The organism is Bombella intestini (genome assembly GCF_002003665.1).
Classification (GTDB): Bacteria; Pseudomonadota; Alphaproteobacteria; order Acetobacterales; family Acetobacteraceae; genus Bombella; species Bombella intestini.
Genome location: NZ_JATM01000002.1, coordinates 195,445 through 214,271, shown reverse-complemented (window position 1 = coordinate 214,271; position 18,827 = coordinate 195,445). Strand labels below are relative to the sequence as shown.

General features: G+C 55.3%; 18 protein-coding genes and 1 tRNA gene. 12 read left to right on the top strand and 7 right to left on the bottom strand.

Features of this window, described 5'->3' with window-relative positions; all coding sequences use genetic code 11:
- Positions 1-63 precede the first annotated feature (63 nt).
- The 3 genes from AL01_RS04165 to AL01_RS04155 all read right to left on the bottom strand — a co-directional run bounded on the left by AL01_RS04165 (position 64) and on the right by AL01_RS04155 (position 2,289).
- On the bottom strand, positions 64-558 hold the full coding sequence (locus tag AL01_RS04165) for a hypothetical protein (RefSeq protein WP_077396195.1): 495 nt from the start codon (positions 556-558) through the stop codon (positions 64-66).
- A 121-nt stretch (positions 559-679) separates the two neighbouring features.
- Positions 680-1,951 (bottom strand): ammonium transporter, encoded by a 1,272-nt coding sequence (locus tag AL01_RS04160; protein ID WP_143280677.1) that lies wholly within the window; start codon positions 1,949-1,951, stop codon positions 680-682.
- Positions 1,951-2,289, bottom strand: coding sequence for a P-II family nitrogen regulator (locus tag AL01_RS04155; protein WP_077396341.1), 339 nt, complete (start codon positions 2,287-2,289; stop codon positions 1,951-1,953). Before AL01_RS04155 ends, AL01_RS04160 begins: the two co-directional genes overlap by 1 nt.
- Before the next feature lie 190 nt (positions 2,290-2,479).
- Here AL01_RS04155 and AL01_RS04150 point away from each other — a divergent pair, with 190 nt between their 5' ends.
- Positions 2,480-3,700: a UbiH/UbiF/VisC/COQ6 family ubiquinone biosynthesis hydroxylase gene (locus tag AL01_RS04150; RefSeq protein ID WP_077396194.1), complete on the top strand. Its 1,221-nt coding sequence runs from the start codon at positions 2,480-2,482 to the stop codon at positions 3,698-3,700.
- Positions 3,701-3,782: 82 nt separating this feature from the next.
- A complete protein-coding gene (cysE, locus tag AL01_RS04145) occupies positions 3,783-4,517 on the top strand; it encodes a serine O-acetyltransferase (RefSeq protein ID WP_241502704.1) in 735 nt (244 codons plus the stop codon).
- 254 nt (positions 4,518-4,771) lie between these two features.
- On the opposite strand, the gene AL01_RS04140 is transcribed toward cysE, so the two are convergent.
- Entirely contained in the window at positions 4,772-5,941 is a 1,170-nt protein-coding gene (locus AL01_RS04140) for an aldose epimerase family protein (protein WP_077396192.1), read from the bottom strand.
- A 340-nt stretch (positions 5,942-6,281) separates the two neighbouring features.
- Between AL01_RS04140 and AL01_RS04135 the strand changes: the two genes are divergently transcribed.
- From AL01_RS04135 to AL01_RS04110, 6 genes are all read left to right on the top strand, one after another.
- The gene (locus AL01_RS04135) at positions 6,282-7,079 is read left to right on the top strand and encodes an MlaA family lipoprotein (RefSeq protein ID WP_077396191.1); all 798 of its coding nucleotides are present in this window, start codon (positions 6,282-6,284) and stop codon (positions 7,077-7,079) included.
- Between the two features lie 48 nt (positions 7,080-7,127).
- Positions 7,128-7,733 carry an MlaC/ttg2D family ABC transporter substrate-binding protein gene (locus tag AL01_RS04130; protein WP_241502695.1) on the top strand — a complete coding sequence of 202 codons (606 nt, stop codon included), beginning with the start codon at positions 7,128-7,130 and terminating at the stop codon, positions 7,731-7,733.
- Positions 7,734-7,850: 117 nt separating this feature from the next.
- Positions 7,851-8,915, top strand: coding sequence for a tRNA preQ1(34) S-adenosylmethionine ribosyltransferase-isomerase QueA (gene queA, locus AL01_RS04125; protein ID WP_077396190.1), 1,065 nt, complete (start codon positions 7,851-7,853; stop codon positions 8,913-8,915).
- 41 nt (positions 8,916-8,956) lie between these two features.
- A complete protein-coding gene (gene tgt / locus AL01_RS04120; RefSeq protein WP_077396338.1) occupies positions 8,957-10,105 on the top strand; it encodes a tRNA guanosine(34) transglycosylase Tgt in 1,149 nt (382 codons plus the stop codon).
- A 334-nt stretch (positions 10,106-10,439) separates the two neighbouring features.
- The gene (locus AL01_RS04115; protein WP_077396189.1) at positions 10,440-10,727 is read left to right on the top strand and encodes a ribbon-helix-helix domain-containing protein; all 288 of its coding nucleotides are present in this window, start codon (positions 10,440-10,442) and stop codon (positions 10,725-10,727) included.
- Positions 10,728-10,763: 36 nt separating this feature from the next.
- Positions 10,764-11,597, top strand: a complete 834-nt coding sequence (locus AL01_RS04110; protein ID WP_077396188.1) for a TerB family tellurite resistance protein — start codon at positions 10,764-10,766, stop codon at positions 11,595-11,597.
- 15 nt (positions 11,598-11,612) lie between these two features.
- On the opposite strand, the gene AL01_RS04105 is transcribed toward AL01_RS04110, so the two are convergent.
- A complete protein-coding gene (locus tag AL01_RS04105; RefSeq protein WP_077396187.1) occupies positions 11,613-13,229 on the bottom strand; it encodes a Do family serine endopeptidase in 1,617 nt (538 codons plus the stop codon).
- 113 nt (positions 13,230-13,342) lie between these two features.
- Between AL01_RS04105 and AL01_RS04100 the strand changes: the two genes are divergently transcribed.
- From AL01_RS04100 to AL01_RS04085, 4 genes are all read left to right on the top strand, one after another.
- The gene (locus AL01_RS04100; RefSeq protein ID WP_077396186.1) at positions 13,343-14,461 is read left to right on the top strand and encodes an Mrp/NBP35 family ATP-binding protein; all 1,119 of its coding nucleotides are present in this window, start codon (positions 13,343-13,345) and stop codon (positions 14,459-14,461) included.
- 47 nt (positions 14,462-14,508) lie between these two features.
- On the top strand, positions 14,509-14,721 hold the full coding sequence (locus AL01_RS04095) for a hypothetical protein (RefSeq protein WP_077396185.1): 213 nt from the start codon (positions 14,509-14,511) through the stop codon (positions 14,719-14,721).
- 122 nt (positions 14,722-14,843) lie between these two features.
- A tRNA-Thr gene (locus AL01_RS04090) sits at positions 14,844-14,918 on the top strand.
- A 499-nt stretch (positions 14,919-15,417) separates the two neighbouring features.
- Positions 15,418-15,909 (top strand): phosphate-starvation-inducible PsiE family protein, encoded by a 492-nt coding sequence (locus tag AL01_RS04085; RefSeq protein ID WP_077396184.1) that lies wholly within the window; start codon positions 15,418-15,420, stop codon positions 15,907-15,909.
- Positions 15,910-16,002: 93 nt separating this feature from the next.
- Here the strand turns inward: AL01_RS04085 and AL01_RS04080 are convergent, their stop codons facing one another.
- Together AL01_RS04080 and AL01_RS04075 are read right to left on the bottom strand one after the other, a co-directional pair.
- Complete coding sequence (locus tag AL01_RS04080; RefSeq protein ID WP_241502694.1) at positions 16,003-17,847, bottom strand: carbohydrate porin; 1,845 nt, start codon at positions 17,845-17,847, stop codon at positions 16,003-16,005.
- Between the two features lie 103 nt (positions 17,848-17,950).
- Positions 17,951-18,790: a hypothetical protein gene (locus AL01_RS04075; RefSeq protein ID WP_077396183.1), complete on the bottom strand. Its 840-nt coding sequence runs from the start codon at positions 18,788-18,790 to the stop codon at positions 17,951-17,953.
- Positions 18,791-18,827 lie beyond the last annotated feature (37 nt).

The window sequence follows — 18,827 nt, the reverse complement described above, 5'->3', positions numbered from 1 at the left end:
TAAAAAAGGCCCGCTACAGAAGCGGGCCTTCTCTATAGGAACACTAAGGAACCTAAGGGCAACTTACTGCGCCGTTCCCTTCAGGCGGGCATTACATTCAGAATAATAACCACCGCCCTTCTGAATCCATTTCAGATTACCATTCCGCCCGCTACTCTTGTTGGCATTATACTGTGCCAGACATGTCTTCATGCGGGCCTTACCCGGTGTCAGGGAGGCGAACTCTGGCGCAACCCGAGCCGGGAAAAGAGCGGCACCACCAACGACTGGAGCAACAGCAGGTGCAGCAGCTGGTTTACTGGCTCCAGCAGCTACAGGCTGGGCCGGAGCTGAAGACTGGGACGGGGCTATGCCACCATTCTTAGCGCAGTACCCCAGCTTGAAGTCGGCATATTTCTGTCCACCCAACGCATTAGCCTTTTTGGCCTCGTCAAAAGCCTGATGGCAGGCTGCTGCGGACATTTTCCCCGCCGGGGCCGAGGCCGGAACCGCAAAGGCACCCTGCGCACCCAATACAGAACATACCACCACAGGCAGGCACAGACGTAGAAACTTCATAGACGTACCCCTTCTCATTGTTCGTGATCAGGCTGAATGCCGGACACCAAAAATAGACGATTCCAGCCTTATAGGGCTGCTCTGCCTCCGACAAGAGGCAAAACATCCCCTCAAGCTCACCTTAGTTCAACCGCTCACCATGCTGAGTCAGATCAAGACCCATCTGCTCTTCTTCAGAAGAGACACGCATCCCGATCAGCCGGTCCACAACCCAGAAGATAAGTGCTGTCAACAAAACAGACCAAATGATCGTCACACCAACAGCCTCAACCTGTCGGAGCAGCTGGCTCCATCCGCCGCTCACACCGGCCGGGTTGGAGGCCGTAGCTGAAAGCGGCCCGTAGGCGAACACACCTGTAAGGAGGGCACCAACAATCCCTCCCACACCATGCACACCAAACGCATCAAGGCTATCATCGTAACCAAGCTTATTCTTCAACACCGCTGCGCTGTAGAAGCAAATACCCCCAGCTGCCAGCCCGATAACCAAGGCCCCACCCGGCAGCACGAAACCAGCCGCCGGGGTTACGGCCACAAGACCCGCCACCGCACCGGAGACAATACCCAGTGCCGTTGGCTTGCCATGCCGCCACCATTCCACAAGCATCCAGCCAACACCGCCGCCAGCCGCAGCGACCTGTGTTGTCAACATGGCCATACCTGCACGGCCATTCGCACCCAGTGCCGACCCGGCATTGAAGCCAAACCAACCCACCCAGAGCAGAGCCGCCCCGATAATGGCATAGGCCAGATTATGCGGGGACATATCATCACGCTTTAGGCCATAACGACGGCCGATCATGATAGCGCACACCAGACCGGCCACACCGGAATTGATATGCACGACTGTTCCACCAGCAAAATCCACAGCTCCAAGACCAGCAACCCAGCCCAGAGGACTCCATACCCAATGGGCAATGGGAGAATAAACCAGCAGGGACCAAAGGATTGTGAAGACGCAAAGTGCCGAGAAGCGGATACGCCCCGCAAAAGCACCTGTCAGCAGGGCAGGTGTGATAATGGCAAAGGTCATCTGATACATCAGATAGACACTCTCAGGGATGGTCATGGGAGTCTCAGCCGAGGTACCAGCCCCCAGCGTGAACGCTCCGTCCGCTCCCTGATGGATATGGTCGGCAATCCCACGCAGGAAGAAGCGAGACATATCTCCGATCCATGCCGTGCCTGTCGTAAACGCCAGACTATAGCCCAGCACTATCCAGACAATGCTAACAATACAGCATATGCCGAAAGACTGGATCATGGTGGACAACACGTTCTTCCGCCGCACCATACCCGCATAGAACAACGCGAGACCGGGAATGGTCATCAACAGCACCAGAGCCGTGCTGACCAACATCCACGAGGTATCACCTGTATCAATCGCGTGCATCAGAGAGCCCCCTCACCGGTTTCACCCGTCCGGATGCGGACCATCTGTTCCACATTGGCAACCATGATCTTCCCGTCACCGATGCGCCCTGTCCGTGCTGCCTCGGTAATAGCGTGAATAATGTCGGGCACACGCTCGTCCGGTACGACCGTTTCTACCTTAATCTTGGCGATGAAATTGATCGTATATTCCGCCCCACGGTAGATCTCCGTCTGGCCTTTCTGGCGCCCGAAGCCACGCACCTCCGTTACCGTCAGGCCATGCACGCCAAGCTCAGCCAGAGCCTCCCGCACGTCATCCAGTTTGAATGGCTTTATGATCGCCGTTACAAGTTTCATCCCCTGCGGCCCCTCTCCCATGGCTCTTTTGCTGCTTGAAAGTGAAATCGTGCCACCTTCATAACGATTTCTGCAAGACTTTCTTTTCGGCAAGGATAGCGTTAGACACGATAAACCTGCTCCCCCAGCAAAAAGTGCCGCTATAGTGGGAGCGTCCAGCCATCTGTCGGGCCGGAAAGGAGCATCTGTTATGGGCACAGATTACGACCTCTGCATCAATGGTGGTGGTCCCATCGGGGCAACACTGGCCTGCCTGCTGGCGCAAAAGGGACTACGCATCCTCCTGCTGGAACGCTCCCCCCTCTCGACCGCTCCGGCCCAAAACCCCGATGGTCGGGCCTATGCCCTCGCCGAAGGTATCCGCCCCCTGCTGGAGGACGCCGGAATCTGGCAGGCTCTACCACTTGCCCCACAACCCATCACCACCATTCATGTCACGGATGGTCAGGGCCGTATTCCTTCGACCTCCCGCACCACCATTGCAGACGGGCTGAGTTTTACAGGCGAGGATGCTCCGGAAGACCGCCCCTTCGGCTGGATGGTGGAGGCCCATAACCTGCTGGCAGCCATTGCTCGCACCCTGATGAACCAACCGGGTCTTGATGTCCGGGCACCGGCAACAGGCCGCTTCACCTTCTCGCCGGAACAAGCCCAGATCACCCTTGATACAGGAGAGACCGTTACGGCCTCTCTCGTTATTGCAGCGGATGGGCGGCGGTCTCTGCTCCGCCAGCAGGCAGGTATCGGCCTGACCCGCATTCCCTACAACAAGCTCGCCCTCGTGAGCGTGCTAGCCCATGAAAACCCCCATCATGGCAGTGCGCTTGAGAATTTCCTGCCTCAAGGACCTTTTGCACGCCTGCCTCTGCCCGGTACGGAAGCCCACCCCCACCGTTCTGCCATTGTCTGGACGGACCGACCGGAACGCATCGAACATTTTACACGCCTTGATGCCGCCAGCTTCACCCGACTGGTAAAAGACCGCCTCTGTGGGGAAGACCTCGGTGCTATCGAGCTAGCTGGCGAACATTGGACATACCCGCTAGCCTCCCAATATGCCCACCGCTATTACGCCACACGCCTTCTTCTGGCAGGCGATGCCGCCCACGGGCTGCACCCTGTCGCCGGACAGGGTATGAATCTTGGCTTCCGTGATGTCCGTACTCTCAATGACCTTCTAGGCGAAGCTTACGCCTGCGGAGAAGACCTTGGGGGCCCAGCACTGCTCCAGCGTTATCAACGCCTCAGCCGCCCGGGCAATCTCGCCATGTTGGCGGGCTGCGACATGATGGAGCGGCTCTTCAGCACAGACATGCCCCTCATCCGCCATGCCCGTCATGCTGGGCTAATGATGCTGAAACGCCTGCCCTCTCTGCGGCATGGTTTTGTTCAGCGAGCCATGGGATTATAAGACAACAGCTATGGCCAATTTTCTCGACAGGTTTCCACAATCCTCATCAGAGCCCGGATTTCTGGAAGAGTTCTGGGTCAATATGCGGGCACAGGCTTGCTGCTGTTCCGATGCGCTGATTCAAGGTCTTTTTGCCGTCAATATCTGCAATCATGCCGATTTTGCCTCAGCACTGGCCTCCCTAATCAGTGCAAAGCTCGCCGATCGGGCCATGACGGAACCAGCCCTGATACACCTGATCGCTTCCATATTGGAGGCCAGCCCCGACATCATTCGTTCCGCTGCTTCGGACATCGTGGCAACCCTCCAAAGGGACCCGGCTTGCCCGGACCTTGCCACTCCCTTTCTGTTTTTTAAGGGCTTTCATGCCCTGCAATCCTACCGCATCGCTCATCACCTTTGGCAGGCAGGACGTAAGCCATTGGCTTATCACTTCCAAAGCCGTGTGAATGAGAAATTCGGGATCGACATACACCCGGCAGCCCGGATCGGCCAACGCATCACCATTGACCACGGGACAGGCATCGTCATCGGGGAGACTACGATCATCGAGGATGACGTGTCACTCTTTCAGGGTGTGACGCTCGGCGGAACCGGTAAAAACAGCGGGCAGCGCCATCCCATCATCCGTCGGGGCTGCATGATTGGTGCCGGTGCCAAAATACTGGGCCATCTGGAAATCGGTGCCCATGCCCGTGTCGGGGCCGCTTCGGTCGTATTGGGCAACGTACCGCCTCATTCTACCGCTGTCGGCAACCCTGCCCGCATCGTCCGTTTTGGCGATATGGACCAAGACTTCACGAACTACCAAATATAACCAGCCACCCTACTTATCCCCAGTTCAGGGGACAGGTTGGGGCATCATCCTGTGTGCCATAACGGGAGAAATGTGGATAAAATCCACCATCTCTTGGGAGTCCGCTGAATCCAGCTGTTGATGACTTATTCTCATCTGGAGCAGCCCTTCCCATCCGTTTCACAGCCCCTACAGCCCCTATAGATAAGGGCCGGACCCGTGCTCATGCACCAGTCCGGCCCTTTCTCAACCAAAGGCGTTACACGCCTTGGCCCTTACTGATGGGAGAAATGGAAGCTCATCCCATAATCATATGTCTGACCCGGCTTCAGCTCGATGCTCGGGAAACTCGGCATATTCGGGCTATTCGGGTAGAATTCCGGCTCGAAAGCCAGAGCATCCCATTTGTTGTACGCACGACCTGAAGGCCCCTGATAGTTACCGTACAGATGGTTAGCAGAATAGAACTGCATACCCGGCATGTTGGTGGCGACTTCCATCACACGGCCAGAACGGGGATCCGTCACACGGGCAACGACACGCTCCGTATTACCCGGCTGGGACGGACCGATCAGCACCATGCACTTATCATAGCCGCCCTGAGGCACCATCTGCGGGTCACGGCTCAGCAGGCCTTCACCCACGGCACGGGGCTGACGGAAATCAAACGGCGTTCCATCAACAGAAGCCAGCTCACCTGTCGGGATAGAATGATCGTCTGTCCGCAAGAAACGGTCAGCATAAATCTGCACCACTTCCGGAGCGATAGTCCCTGACCCCTCACCGTTGAGGTTCCAGTAGTTATGCGTGGACAGGTTAACAACGGTCGGAGCCTTCGCAACCTCCGCATTAAACTTCAAGCTCAGCGTATCATTGCCGCTTAGGCGGTAAGTAACCTGCGTCTTCAGCTCACCGGGGAAGCCCTGATCACCATCGGGGCTAACCAGCTTCAGCACAACATAGGCACCCTGAGAATCTACGCCCTTGCGTACGATCTTCCAGAGTTTGCGGTCGAAACTATCAATGCCACCATGCAGGGTATTCGGCCCTTCATTGACATTCGTATGGTACTTCTCACCTTCCAGAGTGAAAGTACCACCGGCAATGCGGTTAGCAACACGTCCCAGAACGGCACCAAAATGCGGGTCGGAGTTATGATTTTCATACCCGGCAAGGTTCGGGAAACCCAGAGCGACATTGTCCAAGTGACCATTACGGTCCGGCACATCCACTTCGTGAATGATCGCCCCATAAGTCAGCACAACAACCTTCACGCCATGATCGTTGGTCAGGGTAACAGCCTGCACCTTCTGGCCAGTAGAAAGACGGCCCCAACTCTTCGTCTGGACCGTTGGTGCTGCAGAAGCCATGCCAGACAGGGCCACACTAGCAACCAAGGCACTGGCAGAGAGAAGCCAACTACGACTCTTTAGAAAACGGGACATAAAATCTCTCATAACCTTATGAAAATACATAACCCGTCAGCGTGAGATGGACAGAAAACCCGTTTCCCGCCGGGGTTGACTTTCATCAGAGACCCTAACGATGCAAAAATGCAATACCTCTTTTTCTTAATATTCCTGAATATCTGAAAGGGGTAGGCAGCATGAGGTAAGTGCCATATGCTTGCGGAGTGTCGGTCTCTCGATTTGACACATGCAGAATCAAAATTGTGTGTTACGGCCCGTTCCCGTTTAGGTTCACCATTGCCCCCCTTCATGGATGGCCATGGCAACACCTCCCATAGCCGGGCCTTGAGAAAGAAGAAACAGGAGCGGCAGCAGCATGGCGTGCACAGGCAGCACAGAACGGCATCATCGGGGCAGACTCCCTGTACTTTCCGCATTGGTCGGCTGCCTGGCTCTGCTGTCCCTTAGCGGGTGCGGCTCCCTCCATGCTAAACCGCCAACCGACCCGGATGATCTGGCGGACTATAAGGCTGTCAACGATCCTTACGAGCCGTTCAACCGCAAAATGTTCAACCTGAACATGTGGGTCTATCACAAGGCCCTGCGGCCAGTAGGCCACTTCTGGAAGAACAATATCCCTCAGCCCATCCGCACATCTGTGGCTACGCTGAATGAAACATGGCGCCAGCCAGCTGTGTTCTTCTCCGATGTGGGAGCTGGACGCCCACGGCGGGCCGGTGATTCCTTCATGCGTTTCCTGCTGAACATGACAACGGCTGGTTTCTATGACGTAGCCCAGCATCTCGGCTACAAACAGCATGAGACAGACCCCGGCATGGTAATGGCCCTCTGGGGCATCAAGTCCGGGCCTTACATCTTCCTGCCCGGCCTAGGGCCTACCAATTTCCGTGACGCCACAGGCTATGCCATCGGGCAGGGCCTGACACCCATCAATTATGTGCCAAGAGGATATGGTCTCATTAGCTTCAACTGGGGCTATAATATTCTTGGTACCTTCAATACCTTTGCAGATAGTACAGACCAGCTAGACCAGCTGGAACACCAAAGCCTCGACCCTTACGCCTTCATGAGGAGTGCATGGCAGCAGCAACGTCAGAGCCAGATCGACGCCCTTAAGGCTGACCACCGCGCTACTACCCCTGACTGGTACTGACCATTCCATCCTCCCCGAGGATAGCCTTTATTGGAAGGATCCCTACATATGATGCTCCGTCAGCTTACACGCCGCACCATTCTGGGAGCTGCCAGCCTGTTCGCTCTCGTCCCCACACTAGCCTTTGCCGCACCCTCCGGCGATGAGGCCAAAGCATTCGTCAATGACTTTGGCGGGAAACTGGTCAATGTTCTCAATAGTGACGGCTCCCTAGAGAAGAAGCGTGAGGTCCTTCTGCCACTTCTGCTTGCCAATGTGGATGTACAAGGAATCGGTCGCTACTGCCTCGGCCGTTTCTGGCGGGTTGCTACACCAGAGCAGCAGAAACTCTATCTTGAACTGTTTCAAGATGTCCTGCTGAACGCAATCATGGCCCGTGTGGGAGAATACCAGAACATTTCCATCCGTCTGGTAGACACTGTGCCCTCACCCGCTGGCCAGAAAGTGACCCTTGAAATTTCCCGCCCCCATCAGCCGTCCATCATGATGACGGCAGTCATTGATGGCGAGCCGCCCAAAGTCGTAGACCTATACGGCGAGGGTGCCAGCATGCGCCTGACACAGCGCAGTGATTATACGACCTATCTCACCCGTCATGGTGGACAGGTGCAGACACTCATCATGGCTCTCAAGCACCAGCTGGGTCGTGACTGAGCACATCCCTGCGACGAATCAACCAATGGAAGGGGGCTCCGGCCCCCTTTTCTCTAATTAGCTGAATGAAGACTCTACCTTTCAGCTACCCCGCACTCCCCACTACCATCGCCCTGAATGACTGACGATCTCGCACTTTTTGACTTCACCCTCCCTCGGGATCATATCGCCACAGAGCCTGCCCGCCCCCGTGATATGGCGCAGCTCCTGCATGTTGTCCCACCTGCCCTTGCCGGGACCGATGAGGCATCCCTCTCCCTCCATCGCATCCGCAACCTGCCTGACCTGCTAAAAGACGGCGATCTGCTCATAGCCAATGACACAGAGGTTATACGGGCCAAGATGGAAGCCCGGCGGGGCGAGGCAAAAATCGGTATCACGCTAGATCGCATCCTGCCAGAAGGCCAATGGCACGCCCTAGCCCGCAATGCCCGCAAGCTCCGCCCCGGCGATCAACTTCGCTTTGAGGACGACCCTGTCACCGCCGAAGTGCTGACCAACGAAGGCGACGGTGCCGTCACCATCCGTTTCTCGGTTGAAGGTGATGAGTTTGATGCGTTTCTGGAACGTCGGGCTGCCCTGGCCCTACCGCCCTATATTGCCCGCCCTCACGGCCCAACCGAGGCGGACAATAGCGATTATCGCACCATTTTTTCCCGCTTCCGTGGGGCAGTAGCTGCCCCAACAGCGGGACTGCACTTTACAGAAGACCTACTGAAGGCTCTGGCCTCTAAAGGAATCAGAAAACAGACCCTGACCCTGCATGTCGGGGCTGGCACGTTTCTGCCCGTACGCAGCACCATTGCCGAACATAAAATGCATGCGGAATGGGGACATATTGACGAAGAAACGGCCCGCCTCATCAACGAGACCCGTGCCAATGGGGGGCGTGTCGTTGCCGTAGGAACAACCAGCTTGCGCCTTCTGGAAAGTGCCGCTGATGAAAAAGGGATCGTCCATCCATGGACGGGCGAAACCTCCATTTTCATCAAACCCGGCTATCGCTTCCGGGCCGTAGATGCGTTGCTGACCAACTTCCATCTGCCCCGTTCTACGCTTTTTATGCTGGTTTGCGCTTTTGCCGGTACACAGACCATGCGCCATGCCTATCATCATGCCATCGCCGAGGGGCTGCGCTTTTATTCCTACGGTGATGCCTGCCTTCTGGAACGTGCCCCATGACGACTGAATCCATCCGCCCCACCCTGACCCCGTCTGACCATATGCACTGGCAGAAAGACGCCCAATGCGGGCAAGCACGTGCTGGCTGGTTGCATACCCGCCACGGCAGTGTGCCGACACCGACCTTCATGCCGGTTGGTACTGTCGGGACCGTCAAAGGAATTACGATGGATAATGTCCGGGCTACCGGGGCTGGCATCGTGCTGGGCAATACCTATCATCTCATGCTGCGCCCTACGGCTGAACGTGTCCAACGTCTCGGCGGACTGCACCGCATGATGGACTGGCCCGGCCCCATCCTGACAGATTCTGGCGGATTTCAGGTCATGTCTCTAGGGCCGCTGAGGAAGATGGATGAGGACGGTGTCACCTTCCGTTCCCACATTGATGGCAGCTCCCATCGGCTCACGCCCGAAAGCTCAACGGACATCCAGTACAAGCTAGATGCCACCATCACTATGGCTTTTGATGAATGTCCCGCCCTCCCTGCCACAAAGGATGTTCTGGAAGCCTCCATGGAACGCTCCATGCGGTGGGCTGCCCGCTCCCGTGAGGCCTTCATCGCCCGCCCCGGCTATGGGCAATTCGGCATCGTGCAGGGTGGCACGGAGCAAGACCTGCGGGAACGCTCCGCCCTTGCCCTGCGAAAGATCGGCTTTGAAGGCTATGCCATCGGCGGGCTGGCTGTAGGCGAAGGGCAGGAGCTGATGTTCTCCACGCTGGATTACACCACTCCCATGCTGCCCGAGGACCAGCCCCGTTATCTAATGGGTGTCGGCACGCCGGATGACCTGTTAGGTGCCGTCATGCGAGGCTGTGACATGTTCGACTGTGTCATGCCCTCCCGTGCGGGCCGTACTGCTCGAGCCTATACAGAGCGCGGCACGCTCAATCTCCGCAATGCACGCTTTGCCGAGGATACCCGCCCCATCTCCCCTGAGGATGACAGCCCCATGGCAGGCCGATACAGCCGCGCCTATCTGCACCATCTCTTCCGGGCTAATGAGATGCTAGGGCCGATGCTCCTGACACTCCATAATCTTGCCTATTACCAGCGGCTCATGCGCCAGATACGAGCCGCCATCGTGGCTGGAACGCTGGAACAGACTGCCGCCGAACTCCGCCAAAACTGGGCTAAAGGTGACTGGAGTGAAGATGAATGGCCCATGCCCCGCTATCAACAGGGCTAAACCATTCTTTCGGGGGGCTTGCCCCCTTCATATTCCCCCGATAAGTGGCCAGATCCAGCATGATTGGACTGGCCACCTGATAGGCTGCGCTGGTAGAGGCATAAAGGCCCGGTAGCTGTTCCCCATGTCGGCATGGACCAGCATGAGGACCGGGGCACCCATCGGGGGCATATCAAACCTACAACTCCAGCGTCTAATCTACCGCCCTCACAAAGAAAAAATTAATAATAACAGCAAATAAGCACAAGAAATTCGGGGCCTATAAAGACGGAATACGCTGGAACTAAAAATAAAATCCCTTTCCATCTATAATACTAGCTGCCACACTTCCTAGATGAACGAAAACTCGCCCCCTCCCCAGCTTCAGAAACGTAGCCTCAGCCTATACGGGCACAGGACGTCCATCGCTCTGGAACCCGAATTCTGGCAGGTAGTGGAAAGCATAGCCCGTTCCCAGAATCTCGCCCTTGCGGCCTTTATAGCCCGGCTGGACCGGCACCGCCCCCCAGAACAAACTCTAGCTTCACTGCTCCGCCTTACCGCGCTGCGCTTTGCCCTACGTCAGCCTCCTACCAGCGCAAAGGGACACGATATTCCTGTTCCGCCTCTTCCATCCCCATGATAGAGTTTCGGACCATATAAACAGGGAGAGGCAATAATGGCTTTCTGGGGTAAGATGTTTGGTGGCATTGCCGGATTTGCCGCAGGAGGGCCCATTGGCGGCGTTCTAGGGGCTGTCTTAGGGCATATGAGCGACACGGACAGACTCCTCACCCCACTTTCTGGCACATGGGGGGACCGTTTCCCCGCACGGGGGCAGCCTGACCCACATAATGCCGCCTTCTTCACCGCAGCCAAGCTCTCTGCCCTCATGGGCAAGACAGATCAGCTTTACGGGTTGGGGGTTGTTACGCTCTCGGCAAAATTGGCTCGCATTGATGGCCCCGTAAACCGGGCAGAGATTAATGCCTTCAAAGGGGCTTTCCGCTTTCCTGAAGAAAACCAGAAAGAAGTTGGTCTGCTTTTTGACAAAGCCCGAAATAGGACAGATGATTTCGAGCTTTACGCACGGGAGCTAGGCCGGGCTTTTGCCGACAAGCCGGAACCACTGGAAACACTACTTAGCGTTCTTTTCCGTATCGCTAAGGCAGACCTACCCGCCGGTGCGCCGCTACATCCTGCGGAAATGGATTACCTCCTCCGCACGCACAAGGCTTTCCGCCTCTCAAAACGAGCATGGGAACGAGCTGAGGAAGGGCAGTCCCGAGCTGCCTCTACCTCTTCCGCAGCAGAATGTTATCGCATTCTGGGGATCAGTGCGACAGCCAGTGACGGCGAGGTCAGAGCCCGCTGGCGCATATTGATCCGTGAATATCACCCGGACCGTCTCGCCCAGCGGCCTATGAGCGATGCCCAACGTCAAGCAGCGCAAGAACGTGTAGCCCGCATCAATGCCGCATGGGACCAGATCAAACGGGACCGTGGCCTGTAAAACAGGCCTTTCCCCTTAGGGCTGGGGCTGTCCCCCCAACGGTACGGCCACCCAGCGCAAACCCTCACCATCCTGCACTAGCAGCAGAATATCCGCCTTCTTCAGCTCACGAGCACGATCCAGCGCAGTCTGTAAAGACTCTGGCGTATTGACCTCCTGCTGCCCGACCTGAAGAATAAGATTCCCTTCCGCCAGCCCACGGCTAGCAGCGGGGCTACCATCATAAACCCGCATCACCAGCACGCCACGTTGGCTATCCGTCAGACCGTACTGTGTGCGTGCTGTCTGGTCGACTACCCCCAGTTTCACACCAAGTTCCCGCAGAGTTTTTACCGGATGCTCGGGCGGATGCGTATCGGAAGGAAGAGGGTCTTTCTCCTCAGGATTTCGACCTAGCGTTAGGTCCAGATTCTGATACACCCCCCGCCGCCAAAGAATAAAATGTACCGTCTCTCCCGGCTGATACCCCGCCACAAGCCGCGGTAAGGTCTGACCTGTCACAGGCTGGCCATTCAGAGAGGTTAGGATATCGCCAATCTGCACCCCCGCCTTCTGGGCAGGTCCCCCCTTGTCAATTTCTGCGACAATGGCCCCCGTACCTCGCTCTTTACCAGCATCAATCTTATGAAAATCAAGGTCTTCTGCCATACTCCGAGTGACATCCTGATAACGCACCCCCAGCCAACCCCGCCGGACATAACCGGTCTGCCGTAACTGGTTAATAATGCCCCGTGCATCATCAGAAGGGATGGCAAAACCAATGCCAATAGAATCCCCGCCAGAGCCACCATAGATCAGCGTATTAATCCCAATAACCTCACCTTTGAGATTAAAAAGCGGCCCACCTGAGTTCCCATGATTGATAGCCGCATCCGTTTGGATGAAGTCATCATACAAACCATGATCCACATTACGCTTGCGGGATGAGATGATGCCTGCCGTCACTGTGCCGCTCAGCCCGAACGGATTACCAATGGCCAGCACCCAATCACCAATGCGGGCCTCATCGCTATGCCCCAGAGGAACAGAAGGCAGAGGCCGATCAGCCTTCACCTGCAGGACGGCCAGGTCCTCCTTGCTGTCCCGGCCCACAATCCGGGCTGGATATTCTGTTCCATCCGACAGAGTCACGCTCACCTGCTGAGCATTATCAATGACGTGATTATTCGTTACCACCACACCGGATGGGTCGATGATGAAGCCAGACCCCAATGCCTGCACCTGTCGGGCTGGTTTGCCATCCCCATGCCGGCGATGGAGATAATCATGAAAGAACTTCTCCAGTGGCGACCCCGGTGGGAAAGGCGATGATTGTGGACCAGACGGCGTACTGCCATCCGGGCCTTCCGATTGGTGATCATCAGGATGGATCACACTAGAGACGGAAATATTAACCACCGCTGGCAAGAGCCTATCCACCAACGCCGCAAAACCGGGCATCATGGCCGCCTCATGCGCTGCACGAGTGGTTGCGCTGCTCCCTTGCTGCGTCTCTTCAACCGGCAAGGTCGGCTCAGGCTCGGAGGCTTGCGCCCAAGCCCCAGCAGTATTCCCCAGAACACCAGATACGACAGCGCAGGAGAGCCAGCGGGCTACCCTCTTGCGGGAGGAAGACGGAAGACAGGAAGACATGAATCGGATCATGCTGTAAAATCTACTCCACGGCAGGGCGGACGTCATCCTTCCAGCCGATAAGTTTATGTTTTTTTGCCTCACAAAGGGCATCGCATGAGAGGTCTTGCCCCATGACAGCTACCGACATGTCTTCCCTGAAAGACCTCATCTCTGAATTTCTCACAGCAGAAGGCCCCTCAACCCCAACCAGTATAGAGGCCCTGACATTAAAGAATGGCCATCTCCACCTCATTCTGCGGACTACCGCAGACGGTGCAGCTTTTCTTCATAAAGCTCAAACCACATTGGAGGAGAGGCTCAAGCAGCATCCTTCTGTCAACAATCTGACCCTATCCTTGACTGCTCATCGCCCTACTGCAGCCACTCCCCGCAAGGCCAGCGCAGAGAGCGGGCATCGTCCTCTGGCCTTAGGGAAGCGACCAACAGGCCGCTCGGCCCCACCGGAGGCGTGCCTGCCAAACGTCCGGTCCGTCATTGCCGTGGCCTCTGGCAAGGGTGGGGTAGGAAAATCCACTACAGCCGTTAATCTGGCATGTAGTTTAGCCCGGTTGGGCCTAAAAACTGGCCTACTAGATGCAGACATCTACGGTCCTTCCCTGCCCCACATGCTCGGAGAAGACCAAAAGCCTACTGTCGAGGATGGCAAATTACGCCCGCTAGAGCGTTGGGGCATGGAAAGCATGTCCATAGGCTATCTGGTGGACAAAGAACAGGCGATGATCTGGCGTGGCCCAATGGTCATGGGTGCCTTAACCCAGCTCATGAGTGATGTCTCATGGGGAGCATTAGATGTGCTGGTGGTCGATCTGCCACCCGGCACCGGCGATGCCCAACTGACCCTGACCCGTAAACTTTCAGACAAATTGCAGGCTGGTGGTGCTGTCATTGTCTCCACCCCGCAGGATATTGCCCTTCTGGATGCCCGCAGGGGTGTAACGCTATTTGAAAAAACAGACACGCCTATTCTAGGGCTAATTGAAAACATGTCCTACTTCTGCTGCCCACACTGCCAAGAAAGAACCGATCTATTCGGGCATGGTGGGGCACGAAAAGAAGCAGAAAAACTCAATATTCCTTTCCTAGGTGAGATCCCCCTCCTACGGGACATAAGATGCAGTGCAGATGAGGGCACACCTCTTGTCCTGCGGGAGCCAGAGCATCAGGCATCTCAGGCCTATAGGGCTATAGCCCTTGCCCTGAAGGACAGACTATTCCCCTCCCAAGGCTAACCCTCCAGAGACGTCCTATCCTCTTCTGATTGAGCACTGAAAAAACCATGTTCCGTTTCTCTCTTTCACACGCTCTTCTCCCGACCGGGCTCGCCGTCCTGTCTCTGCTCAGCGTAAGTGCCTGCACCAGAGCCGACCAGACTGTCAGCCATCGTGGCCTTTCGTCTGATGGGTATGGCTTCGTACAAGATGGCCCTGTTCTGGCACCTCCGGAGCATCTCATGCAGCGTCAGACACCTACCGTCCCTACAACCCATTGATATTACCGGGTGAGTTTTCACTCATTTTTATCCCGGCTTGGGCTAATGGCCGGGATTTTTTTCTCCACTTCATGATTTTTCACTTGATTTCTAAGAGAAAAGATGAGATGTACGCCTCCGTCGCCGGATTAGCACAGTGGTAGTGCAGCGGTTTTGTAAACCGAAGGCCGGGAGTTCGAATCTCTCATCCGGCACCACAGTTTCCCGTCATTCTGCCGTTTTTAGGCATCTCAGGATGCGCACATGTAGCGCACGCAGCGCATATGGCGTGTACAGGATCGGATAAAAACCCGGATATAGACGAATCGTCCCTTACTAGATTCGTTTGGTTAGCCCTCCATACATCTCGATCATTTTCATTAGGCTATGACCTGGCCTCGGGTCACATCGTATATCGGTGCTTCTGCACGTCATGCCTTAATCAGCTACGACATACAGCTATTACGACCCCATCGCTCACAAGCAATGCTGCGTCTAAAACCGTAAAAATACGGTCGCTCTCGCCATCTTATTTAGCCTCCCTCCGTACGGCAGCATCTCATGAATCGCCGTAAAATAATGGCTCTCTATATCCACATAGCCGCCAAAGCGCCTTTCCCGTGCCTTCACTTCCCCCCTGCTTTCCTTCCCTCGGTAGAATAAGTTAGAAGCGGCATAATTTCATTACCCTCCCATAACAGAGGCACCCCCTACCTTATGAAAAACACACTGCCCGGCTTCCTCAGGCTGTCCCGTCTGTTCGACATGTTCGAGGGAGCGGCCATGCTGATCCTGTCTGTCTGTATTACGCTGGTGGCGTGCCTTGGGCTGCTGCATGTCGTGGTGGCAGTGGCAAGACTGACCATCCATGCTGGCCTCAATCCGACAGAGCCAGCTGTCCTTCAGGAAATCTTCGGCCTCTTCTTCACTGTTCTCATTGCGCTGGAGTTCCGCCATTCCATTCTCGTTCTCCCCGGTTCTGAATCGCAGGGGATGATCCGTATGCGCTCTGTTCTTCTCATCGGCATGATGGCCGCTGTGCGCAAATTCATCGTGCTAGACCTGAATGGCGTGAATGTCAGTGAGCTTCTGGCTCTTTCAGCCGCTGTTCTATCCCTCTCCGCTGCTTACTGGCTCGTCCGTGGCAAAGCCATGGCCCGTACGGACCCTTCTGCTGTTCCCCAGCAAACATCATCACCCAATCAGTAACCACCTTATAAAAAACCCCCTCTCCAGCCGTAGCGCCGGAAAGGGGGCAAAAAGCCCGGCTCCTTCATCAGGAGCGGCAGGCTGTATTCATCATCAGAACAACTGAATGTGCGACTTGAAACCTAGCATGGCCGCATCCTTCAAAACCCGCTGCATACCCGGGTTGAAGAAGTACTGGAAGTCCGGTGCGAAGGTCACACCACGCATGACATGGATGCGATAAGTTGCTTCAAATGTACCGCCCCAACGCTGCTCACCATAAGACCCCCACATGAGCGGTGCACCGCCACTCTGGTAATAAGCACTGCCTGCGGCCGGGACCATACCATGTGCGATCTGGAACCGCTGAGCATCACGAGTGTAACGGCTGGAGCCGGTGTAGGAGAAGGAAATACCCACTGTATCCAGCGGGCGAGCCGCCCAGAAACCCGTATCGACCAGCCCGAAAGCGTAGAGCTTACCACGCATGGCCGTGTCAGCCTTATTCCAGTAGGCATCAAAGAAGGCAACAAGACCACCTTCAAGCGTATCAGCCGTCTTATTCTTCATGATCATCTGATCCGCTAGGAACCAAAGACCCCAATTGAAGTTACGGCGAATACCCGTACCCGGTACCTCATCACCAACCCCCTGACAGGTCGGACAATTAGGAACGGTCATCCGAGTTCGCCACGCATTACGGCGGTTCGGCGGGTTATACACACCCAAGTAATGATCTGATGTATCTGGGGCAAAACCAAATTTATAATGCCCCGGCAACTTCGCCTTGCCGAATTCAGGCTCCCACCCAATTTCGATCGGGGTCAGCACACCACTGATATTGGCACCGTTAAACTTGAAACCCGTACGGTTTTCCTGCACCCCATAGATGCCTCGTTCAGGAAAATAGATACCAACCTGAATATAAGTGCTGTCCGTGGGCCGCCCACGAACACGGGCACCCCAGCTCGTCCCCGGGTAAGATGACCGTGTGTATGTATCTGTAACCGCCTTGGGATTTCCGCAGAAGGCGTTGTTCATGAAGTTACAGTAGATCGGGCTGTTGGCGAAGTCCGTATTGGTGGACATACGGCCTGCAGCAATATTCAGCCGCCCTCCCCAAAGGGTTTCCTCACCATAGAAATGAATAAGGTGGAACACCACATTGCCGCCACCGCCATAGATTTCCTGGCTGGGGTTCACATTATCGCCAAACATCCTGCTGGCCGGAATACCGTAACGGCCAACACCAATGATATGGGTCTGAAACCCACGGATTCCCGCTAGTTTGTTCCAGTCGATATCATTCTCAAGACTGTACTGCCCAGCATTGGAAGAACCCTGCTTCAGCCCCAGCCCTTTTGTAGGGGAGGTAATAGCACCGGCAAATTCGTTGGTATTATCCAACATGAAGGCCACACCACGCTCACGCAGCCATTCATTCCAATGCATTTTTTGCAAGATGGCCTCCGGCCGAGGAAGCGGCGGACCATCATTGTTAAGCGGATCTCCCTCATGCAGAGGAATGTTCACACGCTCTAGCAGTTCTCGTCCGTTCTCACCAAACACGCCGAATTCTTGATCCGGGTAATTAGAGTAAGGACGCCGCCGCAACCCCATGTGGTGAATATAAGCCGCAGCGGCTTTCTCCGCATTCACCATCTCTGGCTTTTTCACCACGGAAGGCTGAGATACCGTCCTGCCGTCCCGTGTGAAGGCGGCCTGCTTTCCCGGTGCTGTCTCTGTCCGCTTCACAACAGAAGGCGTCTGCATAGCATGGGACAATGCACCCTGTGCCGAATAGAGCAGAGGCTGACCATCCCTGCCACTTTCTGCCGCCCATGCAGAAGAAACCCCCAAACATACAACGGCCGCTGCTGAAAAACAGGAAGAACCTGCTCTCATAAATACTTTTTTCTCAAAAAGACGCAGAATAGCCAGCATAGAAGACGCTGCCATATTCCTAATTCTCCCCAATGACCAACCCAGACTACCACAAAAACGCATTACAAAGCGGTGTTCAGCGCCTATCTATAAGGAAAATCTGACAAAAAAAAGTGATTTACACGGGTCGTTCGCTTTGAAAAAAATTAAGTGACTTATTAAGCACATCATGGCACAGCCTTTCCGGGCTGACAGCCGTTTGGAGGATATCTTCCTCCGAGCAACAAGCGAGCATTCTGGCCACCCGGTCCATCATACCGGGATATAACCTCATGAACGCTTCCACCAAACATGTTCCAGATGCAACAGCAGTGCCGTTATAAGCCCTAGACCCCAGCTTCAGCACTGCCAGATTCTCCATCACAATCCCGGAGATCGCCAGACGCATCTTCTGCAAGGCTCTACGAGAGAGAACGTCCATACCATAAAGCCATGTCACCAGAATATTTGTTAGAATACCTAATGACAGCACTTTGACATCCTGCTTTGTCAGCTCATAAAAACCACTACTTGCATGACCAGGCATTGTATCAACAAACCATGCAGCAAGGTCAAAACAAGCTGAGAGTCGGCCAATATTCAAAGCTTCATTGACAGAGCAGTGCTGAAACATATCAACTGGGATAAAAGAAATAACAATTTCATCCACTTCCCGTATCAATGGTGGATGATGACGCAAAATTGAGTCATAAATACTATTGTTGCCGCTACCATCATTCAGCCCGATAAGGCAGCGTTTCTCATGCCCCGGCCTACCCGTACCGGGGAAGGGCCATGGCCCTTGCAAAAGGACAGGAAGCATCTGCACACCCATGCCCACAAGTCCGGCTGACTCATGGTATCCTGCCAAAAAACGGTCCGCTGGCTTCTCAATACGGCCCTGCGGCTGAAAAACAGCACCATACGCAGTTTCAGTGATGACACCAATCAGATCCGTTCTCTGTTCTCTGCCTGCCATCACCTGCCTCCAGATACTCCAGGGCGATCAGCCACAA